19 protein-coding genes and 1 tRNA gene are annotated in these 17666 nt (G+C 66.1%); 14 read left to right on the forward strand and 6 right to left on the reverse strand.

Translation table 11 applies throughout. The annotated features are described in order from the left end of the window. Nucleotides 1-11: 11 nt before the first annotated feature. The 5 genes from QM470_RS13040 to QM470_RS13060 all read left to right on the forward strand — a co-directional run bounded on the left by QM470_RS13040 (nucleotide 12) and on the right by QM470_RS13060 (nucleotide 3744). Complete coding sequence (locus QM470_RS13040; protein WP_227657863.1) at nucleotides 12-968, forward strand: alpha/beta fold hydrolase; 957 nt, start codon at nucleotides 12-14, stop codon at nucleotides 966-968. A 13-nt stretch (nucleotides 969-981) separates the two neighbouring features. Then, nucleotides 982-1386 carry an alternative ribosome rescue aminoacyl-tRNA hydrolase ArfB gene (gene arfB / locus QM470_RS13045; RefSeq protein WP_218334295.1) on the forward strand — a complete coding sequence of 135 codons (405 nt, stop codon included), beginning with the start codon at nucleotides 982-984 and terminating at the stop codon, nucleotides 1384-1386. A 158-nt stretch (nucleotides 1387-1544) separates the two neighbouring features. Next, the gene (locus QM470_RS13050; protein ID WP_283339557.1) at nucleotides 1545-1970 is read left to right on the forward strand and encodes a hypothetical protein; all 426 of its coding nucleotides are present in this window, start codon (nucleotides 1545-1547) and stop codon (nucleotides 1968-1970) included. Nucleotides 1971-2161: 191 nt separating this feature from the next. Beyond that, nucleotides 2162-3040, forward strand: coding sequence for a DODA-type extradiol aromatic ring-opening family dioxygenase (locus QM470_RS13055; RefSeq protein WP_283339558.1), 879 nt, complete (start codon nucleotides 2162-2164; stop codon nucleotides 3038-3040). A 29-nt stretch (nucleotides 3041-3069) separates the two neighbouring features. Continuing rightward, complete coding sequence (locus tag QM470_RS13060; protein WP_283339559.1) at nucleotides 3070-3744, forward strand: alpha/beta hydrolase; 675 nt, start codon at nucleotides 3070-3072, stop codon at nucleotides 3742-3744. A 35-nt stretch (nucleotides 3745-3779) separates the two neighbouring features. Here the strand turns inward: QM470_RS13060 and QM470_RS13065 are convergent, their stop codons facing one another. Continuing rightward, complete coding sequence (locus QM470_RS13065; protein ID WP_283339560.1) at nucleotides 3780-4643, reverse strand: MBL fold metallo-hydrolase; 864 nt, start codon at nucleotides 4641-4643, stop codon at nucleotides 3780-3782. Nucleotides 4644-4734: 91 nt separating this feature from the next. Here QM470_RS13065 and QM470_RS13070 point away from each other — a divergent pair, with 91 nt between their 5' ends. The 3 genes from QM470_RS13070 (at nucleotide 4735) to QM470_RS13080 (ending at nucleotide 7990) form a co-directional block, all read left to right on the forward strand. Beyond that, nucleotides 4735-5727 carry a helix-turn-helix domain-containing protein gene (locus QM470_RS13070; protein ID WP_283339561.1) on the forward strand — a complete coding sequence of 331 codons (993 nt, stop codon included), beginning with the start codon at nucleotides 4735-4737 and terminating at the stop codon, nucleotides 5725-5727. Between the two features lie 317 nt (nucleotides 5728-6044). After that, nucleotides 6045-7019 (forward strand): quinone oxidoreductase family protein, encoded by a 975-nt coding sequence (locus QM470_RS13075; protein ID WP_283339562.1) that lies wholly within the window; start codon nucleotides 6045-6047, stop codon nucleotides 7017-7019. 23 nt (nucleotides 7020-7042) lie between these two features. Next, the gene (locus QM470_RS13080; RefSeq protein ID WP_283339563.1) at nucleotides 7043-7990 is read left to right on the forward strand and encodes a LysR family transcriptional regulator; all 948 of its coding nucleotides are present in this window, start codon (nucleotides 7043-7045) and stop codon (nucleotides 7988-7990) included. Between the two features lie 43 nt (nucleotides 7991-8033). On the opposite strand, the gene QM470_RS13085 is transcribed toward QM470_RS13080, so the two are convergent. From QM470_RS13085 to QM470_RS13105, 5 genes are all read right to left on the reverse strand, one after another. Continuing rightward, on the reverse strand, nucleotides 8034-8870 hold the full coding sequence (locus QM470_RS13085; protein ID WP_283339564.1) for a M90 family metallopeptidase: 837 nt from the start codon (nucleotides 8868-8870) through the stop codon (nucleotides 8034-8036). Between the two features lie 8 nt (nucleotides 8871-8878). Next, entirely contained in the window at nucleotides 8879-9679 is an 801-nt protein-coding gene (locus QM470_RS13090) for a UDP-2,3-diacylglucosamine diphosphatase (protein WP_502846841.1), read from the reverse strand. A gap of 138 nt (nucleotides 9680-9817) precedes the next feature. Next, nucleotides 9818-10345, reverse strand: coding sequence for a peptidylprolyl isomerase (locus tag QM470_RS13095; protein WP_280011866.1), 528 nt, complete (start codon nucleotides 10343-10345; stop codon nucleotides 9818-9820). Between the two features lie 51 nt (nucleotides 10346-10396). Continuing rightward, on the reverse strand, nucleotides 10397-10981 hold the full coding sequence (locus tag QM470_RS13100; RefSeq protein WP_283339565.1) for a peptidylprolyl isomerase: 585 nt from the start codon (nucleotides 10979-10981) through the stop codon (nucleotides 10397-10399). A 140-nt stretch (nucleotides 10982-11121) separates the two neighbouring features. Next, nucleotides 11122-11646, reverse strand: coding sequence for a tetratricopeptide repeat protein (locus QM470_RS13105; protein WP_306304386.1), 525 nt, complete (start codon nucleotides 11644-11646; stop codon nucleotides 11122-11124). Nucleotides 11647-11847: 201 nt separating this feature from the next. Between QM470_RS13105 and cysS the strand changes: the two genes are divergently transcribed. From cysS to QM470_RS13135, 6 genes are all read left to right on the forward strand, one after another. Next, nucleotides 11848-13227 (forward strand): cysteine--tRNA ligase, encoded by a 1380-nt coding sequence (gene cysS, locus QM470_RS13110; RefSeq protein ID WP_283339566.1) that lies wholly within the window; start codon nucleotides 11848-11850, stop codon nucleotides 13225-13227. 18 nt (nucleotides 13228-13245) lie between these two features. After that, a complete protein-coding gene (locus QM470_RS13115; protein ID WP_066538943.1) occupies nucleotides 13246-13905 on the forward strand; it encodes a DNA-3-methyladenine glycosylase family protein in 660 nt (219 codons plus the stop codon). A 46-nt stretch (nucleotides 13906-13951) separates the two neighbouring features. After that, nucleotides 13952-14923, forward strand: a complete 972-nt coding sequence (locus QM470_RS13120) for an acetyl-CoA carboxylase carboxyltransferase subunit alpha (protein WP_066538942.1) — start codon at nucleotides 13952-13954, stop codon at nucleotides 14921-14923. A 173-nt stretch (nucleotides 14924-15096) separates the two neighbouring features. Then, the gene (gene tilS, locus QM470_RS13125) at nucleotides 15097-16044 is read left to right on the forward strand and encodes a tRNA lysidine(34) synthetase TilS (RefSeq protein WP_283339567.1); all 948 of its coding nucleotides are present in this window, start codon (nucleotides 15097-15099) and stop codon (nucleotides 16042-16044) included. Between the two features lie 102 nt (nucleotides 16045-16146). Next, the gene (locus QM470_RS13130; RefSeq protein ID WP_066538935.1) at nucleotides 16147-17412 is read left to right on the forward strand and encodes an aspartate kinase; all 1266 of its coding nucleotides are present in this window, start codon (nucleotides 16147-16149) and stop codon (nucleotides 17410-17412) included. 54 nt (nucleotides 17413-17466) lie between these two features. Continuing rightward, nucleotides 17467-17559: transfer RNA gene (locus QM470_RS13135), tRNA-Ser, on the forward strand. Nucleotides 17560-17666: the final 107 nt, after the last annotated feature.

A 17666-nucleotide genomic window follows, 5' to 3' on the forward strand; every position in this document is an offset into this window, starting at 1 on the left:
GAGAGTGCGCTGTGCTTGAGACATTTGAACGCGATGACAACCTGCCCGAGCTGGGCTGGGCCGATTTTCCGGAAGCCATGACCGCCATGGCCGCCGGCCAGCTGCAGTCCATCGAAGCCCGCAAGGTGCTGGCCAAGGGGGAGCGGGTGGAGCACCCCCATGCCAATGGGCACACGGTGCTGCACCACTGGAGCCCGGCCGAACCCAATGGCCAGCCGCCGGTGGTGCTGTTCCATGGCGGCAGCGGCAGCTGGACGCACTGGGTGCGCAGCATCATCCCGCTGACCGAAGCCGGTCACGATGTGTGGGCGGTGGACTTGCCGGGCTTTGGCGATTCGGACGCCGTGGCCGGTGCGCATGACGCCGACGGCATGCTCGATACCCTGGCGCAGATGCTGCAGGAACGCTTTCCGCTGCAGCCGGTGCAGTTGGTGGGCTTTTCGTTCGGCGGCATGACGGCCGGCATGCTGGCCGCCGCCCATCCGCATGTGGTGCAGCAACTGGTGATCGTGGGCGCCCCCGGCATCGGCCTGAGCGCCAAGCACCCGTTCCAGCTCAAGGGCTGGCGCCATCTGAAGTCGCCCTACGCCCAGTTGCAGACCCATGTCTACAACCTGGGGGAGCTGATGCTGTGCGATCTGAAAAAGATCACCCGCGACACCGTGGCCCTGCATGTGGCCAATGTGCAGCGCGACCGCTTGCCGCGCCGCCGCATCTCCAGCACTGACATTCTGGTCAAGTCGCTGCTGAAGGTGACCTGCCCGGTCACCGCCATCTATGCCGAGCGCGACGCGCTCTACCCCAAGCTGCTGGACGAGGTGGAAACCCTGCTGGCCACCAGCGCCCGCAATTTCCAGGGCATGCACCGCGTGCCCGATGCCGGCCACTGGGTGCAGTACGAAGCCCCCGAGGCGGTGCACGCCCTGCTGCTGCCCATTCTGGCGGGCCCGCAGCCGGTGGAGGCCTGAGAGGCCTGGAACCATGCGCTGGCAGCTGCACGAGGACGAAGTGACCTGGACCGCCATCCGCGCCCAGGGGGCGGGTGGTCAGAATGTGAACAAGGTCTCCAGCGCCGTGCACCTGCGCTTCGATGTGGCCGCATCCTCGCTGCCCGATCTCCTCAAGGAGCGCCTGCTGGCGCGCTGCGGCCATGACCAGCGCTTCACGCTGGACGGGGTGGTGGTCATCAAGGCCCAGGCCCACCGCACGCAGGAACGCAATCTGCAAGACGCATTGCAGCGCCTGCGTGAGCTGCTGGCCGAAGCCGCCCACACCCCCAAGACCCGCAAGGCCACCCGGCCGACCCGCGCCAGCCAGCAGCGCCGCGTGGATGGCAAGAAACGCGCCGGGGAAACCAAGGCCGGGCGGCAGAAACTGCAGTTCTGACACGGTGCGTGCTGCAGCAGCGCGCCAGAAGCGTGCACAGCGGGAACATATGTGCCTATCTGCCCACTGCATGCATACACCGCCCCACACGGGCACACGGGCACATGGGCTTTCACTGCGCAATGACTGACGCACCGATCTTGAAGAGATGGCTTGCCATGGCCGAGGATGACGCCATCGTCGTCGACCTGGACGACATCCACCACGAGGCCTTGGCCAATATGTGGAGCTTTTCCCCGGACGACGACGCCGCTTCGGACCTGCGGCCTGAAGACGTCGCCCACTTTGTTATCCAGGTGCTGGAAGCGCGGCGGCGGCGACTGGCGGCGGAGGGGCATGCGCCCATGTGGTTCTACTGCTGGCATGACGCGCAGACCCGGCAGCTGCGGTTCAGCCTGGTGTCCGCCGCGCATGGCCGCCTGCCGTTTCGCATTGCCCTCCGGCACGAAGCGACCCCCATGGCAATGGCGGAGCGCATCGTCCATGGTGACTGGTGCAACCCGCAGTGGGGCCAGGCTTCCGACAAGGACATGGCGGACGATGCGGTGCCCTGTCTGCCGGTGTTTGTGGCACAGCTGCCCTGAATCCGCCGCCCGGCTTGCAACGGACAGGTCCTAACCCTGGCGCCGGACACACCGCGGTCTATTGAATTCAATTTCAGAACAATATGTGGCAGTAATGGCGGCTAGTGCAACAGTGGTTGCGCCCCTACATTCACTGGGTAGGCCGTTGGCTGCGCAGTGCGTGGTGGCGGCCCCTGTAGGAAAGCCTTGCCATGACCACCTCTTTGCCGAATCTGTCCCCCACCGCTGACATGCCTGTACAGCGCCTGCCCGCCTTGTTTGTCTCCCACGGCTCGCCCATGTTTGCCGTCGAGCCAGGAGATACCGGTCCGGCCCTGCAGCGCTGGGGCAGCGCGCTGCGCGCGGAGTACCCACAGCTGCGCGGGGTGGTGGTGATGTCGCCGCACTGGATGAGCCGGGGGCTGGAGGTGATGGCTGCGCTGCAGCCCGAGACCTGGCACGACTTTGGCGGTTTTCCCCGCGTGCTCTACAGCCTGCAGTACCCGGCCCCGGGCGCACCCGTGCTGGCACAGCAGGTGGCGCAACTGTTGCAGGCCGCCGGCCAGCAGCCGGTGCTGAATCCCGAGCGCCCGATGGACCATGGTGCCTGGGTGCCGTTGATGCACCTGTTCCCGCAGGCCGATGTGCCCGTGGTGCAGCTGTCGCTGCCCGCCGATGCGGATGCGGCGGCGGTCTACGCCCTGGGCCAGGCCCTGCGCCCGCTGCGCGATGCCGGGGTGCTGCTGGTGGGGTCGGGCAGCATGACGCACAATCTGCGCGACTTTGTCACCGGGCAAAGCGGCGGCCGGTTGGACTATGTGCAGCCTTTCAGCCGCTGGATCGAGGAGCGCATCACGGCGCGCGATACTGCCGCGCTGCTGGACTGGCTGGAACAGGCCCCGCAGGCGCGGCGCGCTCACCCGACGGATGACCATTTCCTGCCGCTGTTCTTCGCGCTGGGCGCCGGCGGGCCGGGCACCACGGCCAGCTACCTGAGCCGCGAAGTGCAGTACGGCATGCTGGCCATGGACAGTTTTGCGTTGCAGGATGTGCCTGCAGGTGAGCGCGCGGCCGCTGCGCCATTACAGTGAAGCCCGGACATTTTCAGCAAGGACCACCCATGGACACCCCCGCACTGCAACTGCCGCTGAACGGCTATATCCGCCCCGCCCAGGCCGCACCGGAACAGGCCTGGCTGCTGGTGCTGATGCACGGCGTGGGCAGCAATGCCCAGGACCTGTTCAGCCTGGCGCCCTATGTGCCACCCCAGTTCCACGTGCTCAGCCTGCAGGCGCCGTACGCCATGGGACCGGATGCATTCGCCTGGTTCCAGTTCAGCGTCAACCCCGACGGCAGCCGCACCATTGCGGCCGACCAGGAGCAGCACAGCCGTGCCCTGGTGGCCCAGACCGTGCAGCAGGCCGCCGAACAACTGGGCGTTGCGCCCGAACGCGTGGTGGTGGGCGGCTTCAGCCAGGGCGGCATCATGAGCCTGAGCCTGCTGCTGACCCAGCCCGCGCTGCTGCACGCCATCTGCGTGTGGCACAGCCGCCTGCTGCCCGAGGTGCTGCCGCTGCAGGTGCCGCCTGCGCAACTGGCAGGCCGCCAGGTGTGGCTGAGCCACGGCACGCAGGACAACGTGATTCCGCTGACCAGTGCCCACCTGACCCGTGCCCGGCTGGAACCGTTGCCGGTGCAGCTGAGCTACCACGAGTACCCCTGCGCCCACACCATCCACCCCGACGAGCTGCGCGACTGCGTGCAGTGGCTGCAGGGCCTGACGGCCGCCGCATAAGCGCCGCACCGCAGCAGGTCTGCACTGAAGGGGGATCAGGCCGCTTGCGCGGACGCAAGGGCAGGCCGCCCTGCAACGTCCTGTGCCGGGATGGCACATGTATCCGTGTACACGCGCGGCTCCCCATCTTCCGGCACCCACAGGCGACCGCCCAGTCCGTGTTCGGCCGCCAGCGCGTGCACCTGGGCACGGGTGGTGGGGCAGTGGTCCAGCGCTTCCAGGTGGTTGACCACCAACTGGCCGGGCCAGCAGGCTGCGGCCCGCACCATGTCGTGGGCATCCATCAGAATCTCGCCACCCAGGTCAAAGCGGGCGCCGCCGGCGGGCAGTACGGCCACACCGGGCTGCAGCCGCTGCAGGCAGTCACGCACGGTGGGGGTCAGCACGGTGTCGCCCGCCAGGTAGACGGACGGGTTGCCCGGCAGCTCCAGCAGGTAGCCGTGGCCGTGCTCCATCAACCGACCCACCCAGCCCCGGCCGTGCACGCAGGGCACCGGGGTGATCTGCCCGCCCAGCGGCCAGGGCTGGCGCCCGGGGCCTTCCAGTGCCACCGTCCGCAGACCGCGCTGGCGCAGGTAGGCGGCATCGTGCGGCATGCAGAACACGGGAATCTGGCGTTCGCGCAAAAAGCGCTTGCCGGTGCGGTCCAGGTGGTCGAAGTGGCCGCGCTGGCAGTGGGTGATGAGGGCGTGGGTCACACGTTCCAGCACGGCTTCGGTGTTGTCTGGCAGCTCGGCAATGGGATTGCGCTGCCGGGCCTTGCCGGTGAGCCGCAGGTAACGCAGCGCGGGCAGGGTGGCGCGGGCCGCCAGCATGGGGTCGACCAGCAGGCCGACGGGGCGGCCCTGGCTTTCGAACTCCAGAACGATGGTGGCATTGCGCAAGTGGGTGATGAGCATGGAAGACGCCTTGGCGGTGGGAATATGGCCGCATTGTTCCCAGACACCAGGTGGCTGAAAATGGCAAGATTGGTCAATCTATTTGCAATTCATGCCAAGCACTGTGCCTCCGTCCGTTTCACCACCCAGGCCCACGCGCCTGGCCTTGCTGCTGTACCCCGGCTGCATGCCGGGCGGCCTGTTTGCCGTGGCCGACATGGTGCGCGCCGCCAACCTGCGCGCGCAGCGCACGCTGTACGAGCTGGTGTGGGCCGGGGTGGACCTGCAGCCGGTGCCGACCTGGCAGGGGCCGGGGTTGCAGCCTGCGGTGACGCTGGCCGCGGCGGCCGCCGATGTGGTGCTGGTGCCCGGGTTGTGGCTGTCGTCCGCCAGCGACCTGCAGCGCCCCTTGCAGCAACTGGCCCCGCTGGTGCGCGCCCTGCAGCAGTTGCCTGCTGCGACCCGGCTGTGGAGCTATTGCGCCGGCGTGGTGCCGGTGGCGGCCAGCGGGCGTTTGCACGGCGAGGCGGCCACCGCCACCTGGTGGCTGCGCGAGGCGCTGCACACCCACTTTCCCCGGGTGGACTGGCGCTTTGACGAGGCCGTGGTGCAAGGGCGGGCGGTGCTGACGGCGGCCGGTGCCCACGGCTATGTGCCGCTGATGCAGCAGGCCCTGGCTGCACAGCTGGCGCCGGCCGAGCTGCGCGACCTGCAGAACCTGTTGATGCTGCCCCGGCCGGCGGCGGTGCATCCCCGGTTCGCGGGCCTGGAGCTGACGGGGCTGGCCGACGACAGCCTGCGACGCGCCTGGATGCTGGTGCAGCGCACCGCTGCCGCCGAGCTGCGTCTGGCGGCATTGGCCCAGACGCTGCATGTGTCACCGCGCACCCTGGCACGCCGGGTGCACGCGCAGACCGGGCTGGCTGCCGCGCAGTGGATGCGACACATCAAGCTGCGCCAGGTGGCCGATGCCCTGTGTGAAACCCGGCAACCGCTGAAGCGGATTGCCGAGGACCTGGGCTTTGCCAGCGAGGCCAGTCTGATCCGTGCTTTCCGCCAGGTGACCGGCATGACGCCCATGGCCTATCGCATCGCCCATGCCTGAGTGAAGGGCTGCGTGCTGGAGGCAGAGGAACACCCCGGGCGCCCAGGAGCAGCCTGCAGCAGGGTGGTGGGCAATGTGCTGCAACTCTATGAATGAGATTGCGGCATACAGCCTCCTCCAAAGAGGAGGGGGTGGGCGGCATCTGCCACGGCCACTGCAGTCGCCTCCGCAGGCGCCGCTGCCGTGTGCCCGAGCCGGGGCGCCGCGGCTCTTTTGATTAATGCATGTGGTGCAGTGGTGATCTGCATCTGCATGGATTGTGGCGCTGTATGTGCATGAATACCATGGCTTTTTTCATTCCATTGAAGGAAACAGCCATGGCCATTGCCATTCGTGTGCACAGCACCGGAGCCCCTGACGTGATGCAGCTGGAGAGCATGGAGCTTGCAGCGCCCGGCCCGGGAGAAGTCTGTCTGGAGCAGACGTCCATCGGCGTCAATCCGCTGGATGTCAGCCAGCGCAAAGGGGCCGTGCCCATCCCACTACCGTCCGGACTGGGGTTGGAAGGTGCGGGGCGGGTGACGGCGGTGGGGGCTGGGGTGTCCAGCGTGCAGGTCGGGGACAGGGTGGCCTACGCCACCGGCCCTTTGGGGGCCTATGCCAGTGTACGGCTGTTTCCGGCGGACCGGCTGGTGCGTCTGCCGGACACCCTCAGCAACGACGCCGCGGCAGCGGTGCTGTTCAAGGGCATCACGGCCCAGTACCTGCTGAAGACCACCGGCCAGGTTCGCCCGGGCTCCACGGTGCTGGTCTATGGCGCCGCCGGGGCGCTGGGGCAGTTGCTGTGCGCCTGGGCCCGCCATCTGGGGGCGCAGGTGCTGGGTGTGGTGTCCAAGGCGGCCAGCGTGGCGCGGGCCGAGGCCAGCGGCTGCCATGCCGTCTTTGTCTTTGATGCGCAGACCCTGGCGGCCCAGGTGGCGCAGGCCACGCAGGGGCGCAAGGTGGATGTGGTGTACGACCCCATTGGGCGGGACACGTTTGCCGCCTCGCTGGACTGCCTGCGCCCCCGCGGGCTGATGGTGTCGTTCGGGGCCACATCGGGGCTGCCGCCTGCCGTCGAGGTGGGTGTGCTCAATGCCAAGGGCTCGCTGTTCCTGACGCGGCCTTCCCTGGCGGCGCACACGGCGTCCGCCGAGGAATACCAGGGCCGGGCCCGGGATGTGCTGGACGCCGTGGCCAGCGGCATACTCACGCCGCAGATCTGGAAAAGCTACGCACTGGCCGATGCGGCCGTGGCGCATGCGGACCTGGAACATGGGCGCTCCCAAGGCGCGATCATTCTCAACCCCTGACCTATTCACACTCAACGCACGCCATGGAAATGCCCGACAGCCAGCACACGGACGAGCTCGCCACCCTGCTGGCGCTGTCGGAGCAGCACTCGTTTGCGGCTGCTGCCCGGGTGCTGGAGCGCCATCCGTCGGTCCTGTCTAAGCGGATCCAGGCGCTGGAACGCAGGCTGGGTGTGCGCCTGGTCGAGCGCACCACGCGCAGGCTGAGTCTCACCCGCGAAGGTCTGCAATTGGTGGAAAAGGTGCGCCAGGCGGCCAGTTGGATACGGGATGCCGAACGGGAAGCGGCGCAAGGAGCCACCGAGGTGCGCGGACGGCTGCGCCTGGCCCTGCCTGCCACCATGGGGCGGCGCTGGATCAGCCCCATGGTGGCCGGTTTTGCCCTGGCCTACCCGGAGGTGGTGCTGGAGGTGGAATACAGCGAGCGCATCGTGGATGTGGTGGGCGAGCGTTTCGACGCCGCCATCCGCATTGGCAATCTGCCCGACAGCGGCCTGGTGGCAACGCGGCTGTGCGACCAGTACCGGATCCTGTGCGCATCGGCCGCCTACCTGGCGCGATGCCCGGCGCCTGCCAGTCCGGCGGATCTGGTCCGGCACAACTGCCTGGGCTATACCGGCTTGCTGTCCTTTCCGGAATGGACCCTGGTGCAGGCCGTCCGGCAAGGTGCTGCCCCGACCCGCCAGTCGCTGCGCGTCACCGGCTCCATGCGCAGCAATGACAACGAGGCGTTGCTGCATGCGGCGCTGCAGGGGGTAGGCATTGTCGCGGGCAGCGACTGGCATCTGCTGCCTGCCGTGCAGTCTGGGGCGCTGGTGCGTGTGCTGCCCGAATGGACGCTGGGCGAGGCCGGCGGCATCTATCTGGTCCGCCCGTCAGGGCAGTACCAGACGGCGGCCTTGGCGGCGTTCAGGGAGTGGATCAGCGAGCGCTTCGCGGCTGTGCCCTGGCGCCATGCCGGGGCGTCGTAACCCGGTCGCAGGCAGAACTGCGGCTGCGCACAGGCCGTCAGCGTCAGCGGGCCAGTCGCCCAAAGAAGGCGTCCAGCGCATGGACCACGGTGGGCAGCTCCTCGGCCATGCGTTCGCGGTCCACCCAGTAGCCTTCACAGGCCACGGCAAAGAACTCGGCCGGGGCTTCGGCCCCGTAGGCATCCAGCCAGGGAGCCGGCTGGCCAAAGCGTTCATGGCGAATGACCAGATCGCGAAAGCGCTCGTAGGCGTCGCCCCAGACGGCGCTCCAGGCCTGGCGGGCGGCGCTGGCACTGGTGTGGCCCATGAACCCCCTGGGCAAGGGCGGGCAGCCGTTGGCGTGGCCGTCGTGCATGTCCAGCTTGTGGGCGAATTCATGGATCACCACATTGGTGTGGCCGCCGTGGGCGGCGTGGCCGGGCTGCACGGCGGCCCAGCTGAGCATGACGGGGCCGCCTTCCATGGCTTCGCCCATCAGCTCTTCCCGGTAGTGGTGTACCACCCCCGCTTCGTCCACCACCTTGCGGCGGGCCACCACATCGTCCGCGTGCACGACGATGCCGACAAAGTCGTCGTACCAGCGCAGGGCGTCAGCGGGTTCGCCGAAATACAGCAGCAGCACGCAGGCCTGGGCGGCAATGGCCACGGCCATGGCGTCGGTGATGACCAGGCCATGGGCGCCGGAAAACTCCTTGTGCTGCAGGAAATGCGCCACCAGCTGTTGCAGGTGGGCGTCTTCGGCGAGCGTGAGGCGTCCCAGAAAGGGGTAGGTGGCGATGGTGGACTGCCACAGCGCGACCGGTACCGGTGCGGGAGGCAGCGCACCCGCGCGCACGGCCGCGCGGCGGGCCCAGGCGGGGAGAACGCGCTGCCAGTCCATGCAATGCCTCAGCCGGCGCAGGCCGCCTGCGGAGACAGGCGCTGCCAGCCGGCGGAGGTCAGGCGCAGCACTTCGCTGCGCTGGGTGTCGGCATCAATGTGCCAGTCGCTGGTGACAATGCGCCAGCGGTGGCCGTCCAGCGCATGGTCGGCAGGCTGGTGGGTGTGGCCGTGTACCAGCCAGTGGGCCTGGGCGGCATCCATCCAGGTGGCGGTCATCTGCGCATCGGCGTCGGCGTAGGGGGCGCCGGCCTGCTTGCGCTGTTCGCTTTCCGTGCGGGCGGATTTGCCGATGGCACGGCGCACGGCCAGCGGCTGGGCCAGCACCTGCTGCTGCCAGGCGGCAGAGCGTGAGAGGGTGCGGAACTGCTGGTACTCCACATCGTCCAGGCACAGCGCATCGCCATGGCTGAACAGGATGTGGCGCTCGCCCCAGACCAGCACGGTGGGGTCGGCCAGGGCGGTCATGCCGGTGCGCTGCATCAGCAGATCGCCGGCCAGAAAGTCGCGGTTGCCGACCATGAAGAACAGCGGCCGCAGTGCAGCGGCTTGTTGCAGCACTGCGGCGCATTCGGCCTCAAAGCTGCCCGGCTCATCCAGCGCGTCGTCGCCCACCCAGACTTCAAACAGGTCGCCCAGCAGGAACACGGCATCGGCGGGGGTGTGCGCCAGATAGTCGCGCCAGGCCTGCACGGTCTGCGGCTCCGAGGGCTGCAGGTGCAGGTCCGAAATGACATCGACCGTGCGCCAGGTGGGCGCAGCCTGCAGCTGCGCCACCGGGGGCACGGTCGTACGGGGATCTGAATTCACTCGAAGAATCAGTGATTCCGGCCGCTGCGCGCCAGCCTGTGCAGCTGGCGGAGCCCATGTGCGCGGCAGCCCGCAAGGGCTGTCCCGCAACACGGGCTTTCCTCCCATGGAGGGACGCCGCGCAGCGGCCCAGGGGGATCAGATGGCCACGGCCTTGTCGATCACCACGGCGTCAAAAGGCACGTCATCGTGGAAGCCCTTGCGGGTGGTGCGCACCTTCTTGATGGCGTCGATCACGTCTTCGCCCTTGACCACCTTGCCAAACACGGCATAGCCCCAGCCTTGGCCGGTGGGGGCGGTATGGTTCAGGAAGCTGTTGTCCACGGTGTTGATGAAGAACTGGGCCGTGGCGCTGTGCGGATCGCTGGTACGGGCCATGGCGATGGTGTACTTGTCGTTCTTCAGGCCGTTCTTGGCTTCGTTCTCGATGGGGGCCGCAGTTTCCTTTTGCTTCATGTCAGCCGCAAAGCCGCCGCCCTGGATCATGAAGTTCTTGATCACGCGATGGAAGATCGTGCCGTTGTAGAAGCCTTGGTTCACGTAGTTCAGGAAGTTTTCCGTGGACTTGGGGGCATTCACTGCGTCCAGTTCCAGCGTGATCACGCCGGGGGTGGCGGTGTCGGCCACGTTGATGGTGATGTGCAGTTCGACTTGTGGGTTGCTCATGGCGTGTCCAATCTTGAATCTAAAGGGGGTGAGGGGGGATGCCGGTGCGGGTCAGCGCAGCACGGTGGCCGAGGAGATGGTGACCGGCGTGGTGGGCACATTCTGGTGCATGCCGCGGGTGCCCGTAATCACCGTGCGGATTTTCTCCACGGTCTCGGTGCCTTCGACCACCTTGCCGAACACGGCATAGCCGTAGCCGTCGGGCTTGGGGGCGTTGAGCGAGTCGTTGTTGGCGACGTTGATGAAGAACTGCGCCGTGGCCGAGTTGGGGTTGCCGGTACGGGCCATGGCGATGGTGTACTTGTCGTTCTTCAGGCCGTTCTTGGCTTCCAGCGGGATGGGCGCCCGCGTGGTCTTTTGCTGCATGTCGGCGGTAAAGCCGCCGCCCTGGATCATGAAGCCGTCGATCACGCGGTGAAAGATGGTGCCGTCGTAGTGCTTGTCGTTCACGTACAGCAGGAAGTTCTCCACCGTCTTGGGGGCGGCGCCGGGGTTCAGCTCCAGCACGATATCGCCCAGGCTGGTGGCCAGCTTGACACGGGGAGGGCCGTTCTGCGCCCAGGTGGGCGCAGCAAAAATGCCTGCTGTCAGTACAGATGCAGCAAGCGTGAGAGCGACTTTTCTACGGGAAAACATGGGAATGCTCCGAAAAGGCAAACAAACGAAAAAAGCAGGGAGTCTGCCAGCAGGGGCGCGCAGCGCACGGGGCGCCGGCCAGCCACCGGTGCTGGCGGTGTTCAGTCAGTTGGGGGCGGTTGTCCGCCCGCCAAGGGGTATCACTTGGCTGCGGGCTGCAGCACACCGCCCAGTGTGGACAGTTTGAGCTTGAGAGGGGCGTTGTTGCCGCTCAGTTGCAGCGAACGGGTGTAGGACTGCTGCGCCAGGCGGGTGTAGATATCACCCAGGTTCTCGTGCGCCACCGCATAGTTCGGGTTGTTGCGCACGGCCATCTCCAGCGCGTTGCGGGCCTGGTCCAGGCGGTTCTGGCCGGCATAGATCACGGCCAGGTTGTTATAGGGCTCAGGCAGCTCGGGATATTCCTCGGTCAGCAGCGTGAAGGTGGCGATCGCCTCTTCGGTCTGGCCGGCCGCGACCTGGGCCGTGCCCTTCAGAAAGCGCATCTGCGGATCGCGCTGGTTGCTGGCCAGGTACTGGTCGGCCTTGGCAATGGCGTCGGCGGTCTTGCCGGCGCGCACCAGCTTGGCGACATCGCTGTAGTCGTCAGCCTGGGCCGCGCCGCCTGCCGCCAGCAAGGCGGCCACGGCCAAGGCGCGCAGGGCAGAGGAGGGAGAGCGGCGCATGAACATGGAGTAGGTGCTTTCGAGGAGATGGGGGCACCCCCGCACGGGGGGCTTTATACTGCGACGCATTGTAGCTGAGGGGTGTCGGGCCGCTGTGCGCAGCAAAGGCCGCCAGGGCACCCCTTTTGCGCTGCTGGGAATGTGCGGCCGGACCGTCCTGCCGCTTTCTCCCCTCCCTCTGTGATTGAGACACACCTCCCGATGAGTTTGCGTATCTACAACACGCTGTCGCGTGCACTGCAAGCGTTTTCGCCGATCGAGCCTGGCCATGTCCGCATGTATGTGTGCGGCATGACCGTATACGACCTCTGCCACCTGGGCCATGCGCGCTCCATGGTGGCCTTTGACGTGGTCCAGCGCTGGCTGCGTGCCAGCGGTTACCGCGTGACCTATGTGCGCAACATCACCGACATCGATGACAAGATCATCAAGCGTGCGGTGGAAAACGGCGAAACCATCCGCAACCTGACGGACCGCATGATTGCGGCCCTGCACCAGGACGCCGATGCGCTGGGCATTGCCCGCCCCGACCACGAACCCCGCGCCACCGACTATGTGCCGCAGATGCTGGGCATGATCGGTACGCTGCAGCAAAAAGGCCTGGCCTACCAGGCCGGCAATGGCGATGTGAACTACGCCGTGCGCAAGTTCCCTGGCTACGGCAAGCTGTCCGGCAAGTCGCTGGACGAGCTGAATGCGGGCGAGCGCGTGGCCGTGCAGGATGGCAAGCACGATCCGCTGGACTTTGTGCTGTGGAAGTCCTCCAAGCCCGAAGAGCCGGCCGATGTGAAATGGCCCAGCCCGTTTGGCGAAGGCCGCCCCGGCTGGCATATCGAATGCTCGGCCATGGGCTGCGCGCTGCTGGGCGAAAGTTTTGACATCCATGGTGGCGGTGCGGACCTGCAGTTTCCCCACCATGAGAACGAGATTGCCCAGAGCGAAGGCGCCACCGGCAAGCCGCTGGCCTCGACCTGGATGCACAACGGCTTCATCAATGTGGACAACGAGAAGATGTCCAAGTCGCTGGGCAATTTCTTCACCATCCGCGATGTGCTCAAGGAATACGACGCCGAAACCGTGCGTTTCTTCGTCGTGCGCAGCCACTACCGCAGTCCGCTGAACTACAGCGATGTGCACCTGGACGATGCCCGCAGCGCCCTCAAGCGCTTGTATACGGCGCTGAGTCTGGTGGCGGCGGCGCCGGTGCAGATCGACTGGAGCAATGCCCATGCTGCGCGCTTCCAGGCCGCCATGGACGAGGACTTCGGCACGCCCGAAGCGGTGGCCGTGCTGTTCGAGCTGGCCGCCGAGGTCAATCGCAGCAAGTCGTCGGAAGTGGCTGGTCTGCTGAAGGCGCTGGGCGGTGTGCTGGGCCTGCTGCAGGACGACCCGCAGAAATTCTTGCAGGCCGGCACCGAAGGGGTGGACGCGGCCGCCGTTGAGGCGCAGATCGCCGCGCGCGCTGCCGCCAAGGCCGACAAGAACTGGGCCGAGGCCGACCGCATCCGCAAGGCGCTGCTGGAGCAGGGCATCGTGCTCAAGGACTCCGCAGCGGGCACCACCTGGGAGGCCGCCCAGTAAGGGCGCAGGACAACTCCCATGGCTCCCTCTCCGAAAGAACTGCCCGTGCCGCCGCAGCATGCTGCGGCCTACTGGGCAGAGGCGTGCAAACACCTGGTCAAGAAAGACCGGGTGCTGCGCCGCCTGATCCCCCAATACCCCGGTGAAGCGCTGATGGCGCACGGCGACGCGTTCGTGACGCTGGCGCGCTCCATCGTGGGCCAGCAGGTGGCGGCCAAGTCGGCCTCTGCCCAATGGAAAAAACTGCTGGCGCTGCTGCCCGAAGGGCTCACGCCCGCCCAGTTGCTGCGCCTGAAGGTGGACGACATGCGTGTCGCCGGTCTGTCTGCCCGCAAGGTGGACTATCTGGTGGACCTGGCCGTGCACTTCACCGAAGACCGTCTGCATGTGGACGCCTGGGGCGAGATGGATGACGAATCCATCATTGCCGAGCTGACCGCCATCCGTGGCATCGGCCGTTGGACGGCCGAGATGTTCCTGATGTTCTACCTGCTGCGTCCGAATGTGCTGCCGCTGGACGACGCCGGCCTGCTCAAGGGCATCAGCGAGAACTATTTCTCGGGCGAAGCCGTCAGCCGCAGCGATGTCCGTGAAGTCGCTGAGGCCTGGAAACCCTGGTGCAGCGTGGCAACTTGGTATATTTGGCGCTCGCTCGACCCGCAGCCTGTGACCTATTGATACGTTCCATAGGCCCCTTGGCGTGGCCGGGACAAGGAGAATAATTTTGGCGAAAAAGACTTTTCTGGACTTCGAACAGCCCATCGCGGAACTCGAAGCCAAGATCGAAGAGCTGCGTTATGTGCAGACCGAAAGCGCTGTCGATATTTCGGAAGAAATCGACCAGCTGAGCAAGAAGAGCCAGCAGCTCACCAAGGACATCTACAGCGATCTGTCGCCCTGGCAGATCACCAAGATCGCGCGCCATCCGGAGCGCCCTTACACGCTGGACTATGTGCGCGAGTGCTTCACCGACTTTGTCGAAATGCACGGCGACCGCCATTTTTCGGATGACAAGTCCATCATCGGCGGTCTGGCACGCTTCAATGGTCAGCCTTGCATGGTCATCGGCCACCAGAAGGGCCGTGACACCAAGGAGCGCGCGCTGCGCAACTTCGGCATGACCCGCCCCGAGGGCTACCGCAAGGCCCTGCGTCTGATGAAGACGGCCGAGAAGTTCCACCTGCCGGTGTTCACCTTTGTGGACACGCCCGGAGCCTTCCCCGGCATCGATGCGGAAGAGCGCGGCCAGTCCGAAGCCATCGGCCGCAACATCTTCGAGATGGCCCAGCTGCAGACCCCCATCATCACCACCATCATCGGTGAAGGTGGCTCGGGTGGCGCGCTGGCCATTGCCGTGGCCGACCAGGTGCTGATGCTGCAGTACTCGGTGTACTCCGTGATCAGCCCCGAAGGCTGCGCTTCCATTCTGTGGAAGACCGGCGAAAAGGCGTCGGAAGCCGCCGAAGCCATGGGCATCACCGCCCACCGCCTGAAGGCCCTGGGCCTGGTGGACAAGATCGTGAACGAACCGGTGGGTGGCGGTCACCGTGACCCCAAGCAGATGGCATCGTTCCTCAAGCGTGCCCTGGCCGATGCCTGGCGCCAGCTGTCGGACCTGAAGCCCAAGGAGCTGCAGGACCGCCGCTACGAGCGCCTGCAAAGCTATGGTCGCTTCACCGACACCAAGGCCAGCTAAACCGCTGGCACGGCAATGACGGACGGGCACGCTGTGCACACCGCCTTGACCATGGCCCTGCGGGGCCATTTTTCTTGCGCAGAAAAAGCGGCGCCGAGCCCCTGGCCCGATGAACGGGTGGGCCAGGGCTGCCATAACCCGGTGGTACGGGTGCCTGGCGAGGGAGGCGGCGCATGACGCAGTCGGTCGACTTTGCCATGGCGGCTTTTGCTCCCGCGCTGCCTCTGGCCGTGGCCTACAGTGGCGGGGCGGATTCCTCTGCGCTGCTGCAGGCCTGTGCGCAGCGCTGGCCCGGGCAGGTCTATGCCATCCATGTGCACCATGGCTTGCAGGCCGCGGCCGATGGTTTTGCCGCACATTGCCGCGCCACCTGTGAACGCCTGCAGGTGCCGCTGGCGGTGGTGCAGGTGGATGCGCGCCCTGCGCCGGGGGACAGTCCCGAAGATGCGGCCCGCCGCCACCGCTATGCCGCGCTGACCGAGCATGCGCTGCACGCCTTCGATCGGCCCATGGCCAGCATCGCCCTGGCCCAGCATGCGGATGACCAGGTGGAGACGCTGCTGCTGGCCTTGTCCCGTGGCGCCGGCCTGCCGGGCCTGGCGGCCATGCCCCGGCACTGGCAGCGGGCCGGGCTGGACTGGCACCGGCCGCTGCTGCAGGTGGCCGGGGCTGATGTCCGCCAGTGGCTGGCCGACCGGGGCGAGGGCTGGGTGGAAGATCCCAGCAACACCGATCTGCGCTACACCCGCAACCGCATCCGCCAGCAGCTGCTGCCGGTGCTGGAGCAGGTGTTTCCCCAGTTTCGCGACACTTTTGCACGCAGCAGCCAGCACGCGGCCCAGGCCCAGCAGGTGCTGGCGGCCCAGGCGCAGGCCGATCTGCAGACTGTGGGGGTTCCACCACAGATCAAGGCGGTGCAGGCGTTGCCGCCCGAGCGCCAGGCCCACGTGCTGCGCCAGTGGCTGCTGCAGTTTCACGGCGCCACGCCGTCGGCGGCGCAGCTCCAGGAGCTGCTGCGGCAGATCCGCCATTGCACTACGCGAGGCCACCGCATCCATATCAAGGTGGGATGCGGGTTTGTGGTGAGAGAAGGCGCGCGGCTCGGTTGGTACAATCCCTGAGTTTTGGTCCACTTATCTGAAGTACGAAATCCGGCGGCGCGCCAAAACAGCACACCGTTCATTCAGCGCCGTACCCTGCAGTTTCGTCACCCCTGTTATCCAATGGCACTGATCGTTCATAAATACGGCGGCACCTCGATGGGCTCTCCCGAGCGCATCCGCAACGTCGCCAAGCGCGTGGCCAAGTGGGCTCGGGCCGGCCACCAAATGGTGGTGGTTCCCAGCGCCATGAGTGGCGAAACCAACCGTTTGCTGGGTCTGGCCAGCGAGCTGGCGCCCAACAGCCCCAAGACTTCGTACTACCGTGAGCTGGACATGCTGGCGGCAACTGGTGAGCAGGCCTCCTCGGCACTGCTGGCCATTGCGCTGCAGGCGGAAGGCATGGAGTCGGTCAGCTACGCCGGCTGGCAAGTGCCCGTGCGCACCGACAGCAGCTTCACCAAGGCCCGCATCGAATCCATCGACGACGCCCGCGTGCGCGCCGATCTGGAAGCCGGCCGTGTCGTGATCGTCACCGGCTTCCAGGGGATCGATCCCGACGGCAACATCACCACCTTGGGTCGTGGCGGCTCGGATACCTCGGCTGTGGCCGTGGCGGCTGCCATGAAGGCTGCCGAATGCCTGATCTATACCGATGTGGATGGTGTCTACACCACCGACCCCCGTGTGGTGGCTGCTGCCAAGCGCCTGACCACGGTGAGCTTTGAAGAGATGTTGGAAATGGCCAGCCTGGGCTCCAAGGTGCTGCAGATCCGTTCGGTGGAGTTTGCCGGCAAGTACAAGGTGCCCATGCGCGTGCTCTCGAGCTTCACGCCCTGGGACATCGATCTGGAAGAAGAGGCCAAGTCCGGCACGCTGATTACTTTTGAGGAAGACGAAAAAATGGAAAAGGCCGTCGTATCCGGCATCGCTTTCAACCGCGGCGAAGCCAAGATCTCCGTGCTCGGCGTGCCCGACACCCCCGGCGTGGCGGCTGCCATCCTGGGTCCTGTGGCAGATGCCAACATCGAAGTGGATGTGATCATCCAGAACATCTCCAAGGAAGGTAAGACCGACTTCTCCTTCACCGTCAGCCAGGGCGACTACCAGCGTGCCATGGACCTGCTGCGTGAAAAAGTGGTGCCTGCCCTGGGCGCTGCCGAAGTGGTGGGCAACCCCAACATCGCCAAGGTCAGCATTGTCGGTATCGGCATGCGCAGCCATGTGGGTGTGGCATCCACCATGTTCCGTGCGCTGAGCAAGGAGAACGTGAACATCCAGATGATCTCCACCTCCGAGATCAAGACCTCGGTCGTCATCGACGAGAAGTACCTGGAGCTGGCCGTGCGCGCCCTGCACACGGCCTTCGGTCTGGACAAAAGCGAATAATTTTCGCAACTTCGTCAAAGCGGCCCAAAAAGCTGCTTACAATAGCGTTATTGCGGAAACGTGACCGAGTGGCCGAAGGTGCTCCCCTGCTAAGGGAGTATGGGGTGTAGAGCCTCATCGAGGGTTCGAATCCCTCCGTTTCCGCCAAGATCAAAGAAAAAAGCCTTCTGGCTTTTTTCTTTTTGCAAGCATCTTCTGGATGTTTGCAAAAAGTTAAAAACTTTGATCTGCACAACAAAAGTTGTGCTACACTG

The organism is Comamonas sp. 17RB (genome assembly GCF_030056555.1).
Lineage (GTDB): Bacteria > Pseudomonadota > Gammaproteobacteria > Burkholderiales > Burkholderiaceae_C > Comamonas > Comamonas terrigena.

Excerpts from the sequence above, each read along its gene's own strand:
- QM470_RS13105 (WP_306304386.1), bottom strand. The coding sequence starts at position 11,646 with ATGCGCCGCTCTCCCTCCTCTGCCCTGCGCGCCTTGGCCGTGGCCGCC.
- QM470_RS13100 (WP_283339565.1), bottom strand. The coding sequence starts at position 10,981 with ATGTTTTCCCGTAGAAAAGTCGCTCTCACGCTTGCTGCATCTGTACTG.
- QM470_RS13130 (WP_066538935.1), top strand. The coding sequence starts at position 16,147 with ATGGCACTGATCGTTCATAAATACGGCGGCACCTCGATGGGCTCTCCC.
- tilS (WP_283339567.1), top strand. The coding sequence starts at position 15,097 with ATGACGCAGTCGGTCGACTTTGCCATGGCGGCTTTTGCTCCCGCGCTG.
- QM470_RS13080 (WP_283339563.1), top strand. The coding sequence starts at position 7,043 with ATGGAAATGCCCGACAGCCAGCACACGGACGAGCTCGCCACCCTGCTG.
- QM470_RS13115 (WP_066538943.1), top strand. The coding sequence starts at position 13,246 with ATGGCTCCCTCTCCGAAAGAACTGCCCGTGCCGCCGCAGCATGCTGCG.
- QM470_RS13085 (WP_283339564.1), bottom strand. The coding sequence starts at position 8,870 with ATGGACTGGCAGCGCGTTCTCCCCGCCTGGGCCCGCCGCGCGGCCGTG.
- cysS (WP_283339566.1), top strand. The coding sequence starts at position 11,848 with ATGAGTTTGCGTATCTACAACACGCTGTCGCGTGCACTGCAAGCGTTT.
- QM470_RS13060 (WP_283339559.1), top strand. The coding sequence starts at position 3,070 with ATGGACACCCCCGCACTGCAACTGCCGCTGAACGGCTATATCCGCCCC.
- QM470_RS13070 (WP_283339561.1), top strand. The coding sequence starts at position 4,735 with ATGCCAAGCACTGTGCCTCCGTCCGTTTCACCACCCAGGCCCACGCGC.
- QM470_RS13050 (WP_283339557.1), top strand. The coding sequence starts at position 1,545 with ATGGCCGAGGATGACGCCATCGTCGTCGACCTGGACGACATCCACCAC.
- QM470_RS13075 (WP_283339562.1), top strand. The coding sequence starts at position 6,045 with ATGGCCATTGCCATTCGTGTGCACAGCACCGGAGCCCCTGACGTGATG.
- QM470_RS13095 (WP_280011866.1), bottom strand. The coding sequence starts at position 10,345 with ATGAGCAACCCACAAGTCGAACTGCACATCACCATCAACGTGGCCGAC.
- arfB (WP_218334295.1), top strand. The coding sequence starts at position 982 with ATGCGCTGGCAGCTGCACGAGGACGAAGTGACCTGGACCGCCATCCGC.
- QM470_RS13055 (WP_283339558.1), top strand. The coding sequence starts at position 2,162 with ATGACCACCTCTTTGCCGAATCTGTCCCCCACCGCTGACATGCCTGTA.
- QM470_RS13065 (WP_283339560.1), bottom strand. The coding sequence starts at position 4,643 with ATGCTCATCACCCACTTGCGCAATGCCACCATCGTTCTGGAGTTCGAA.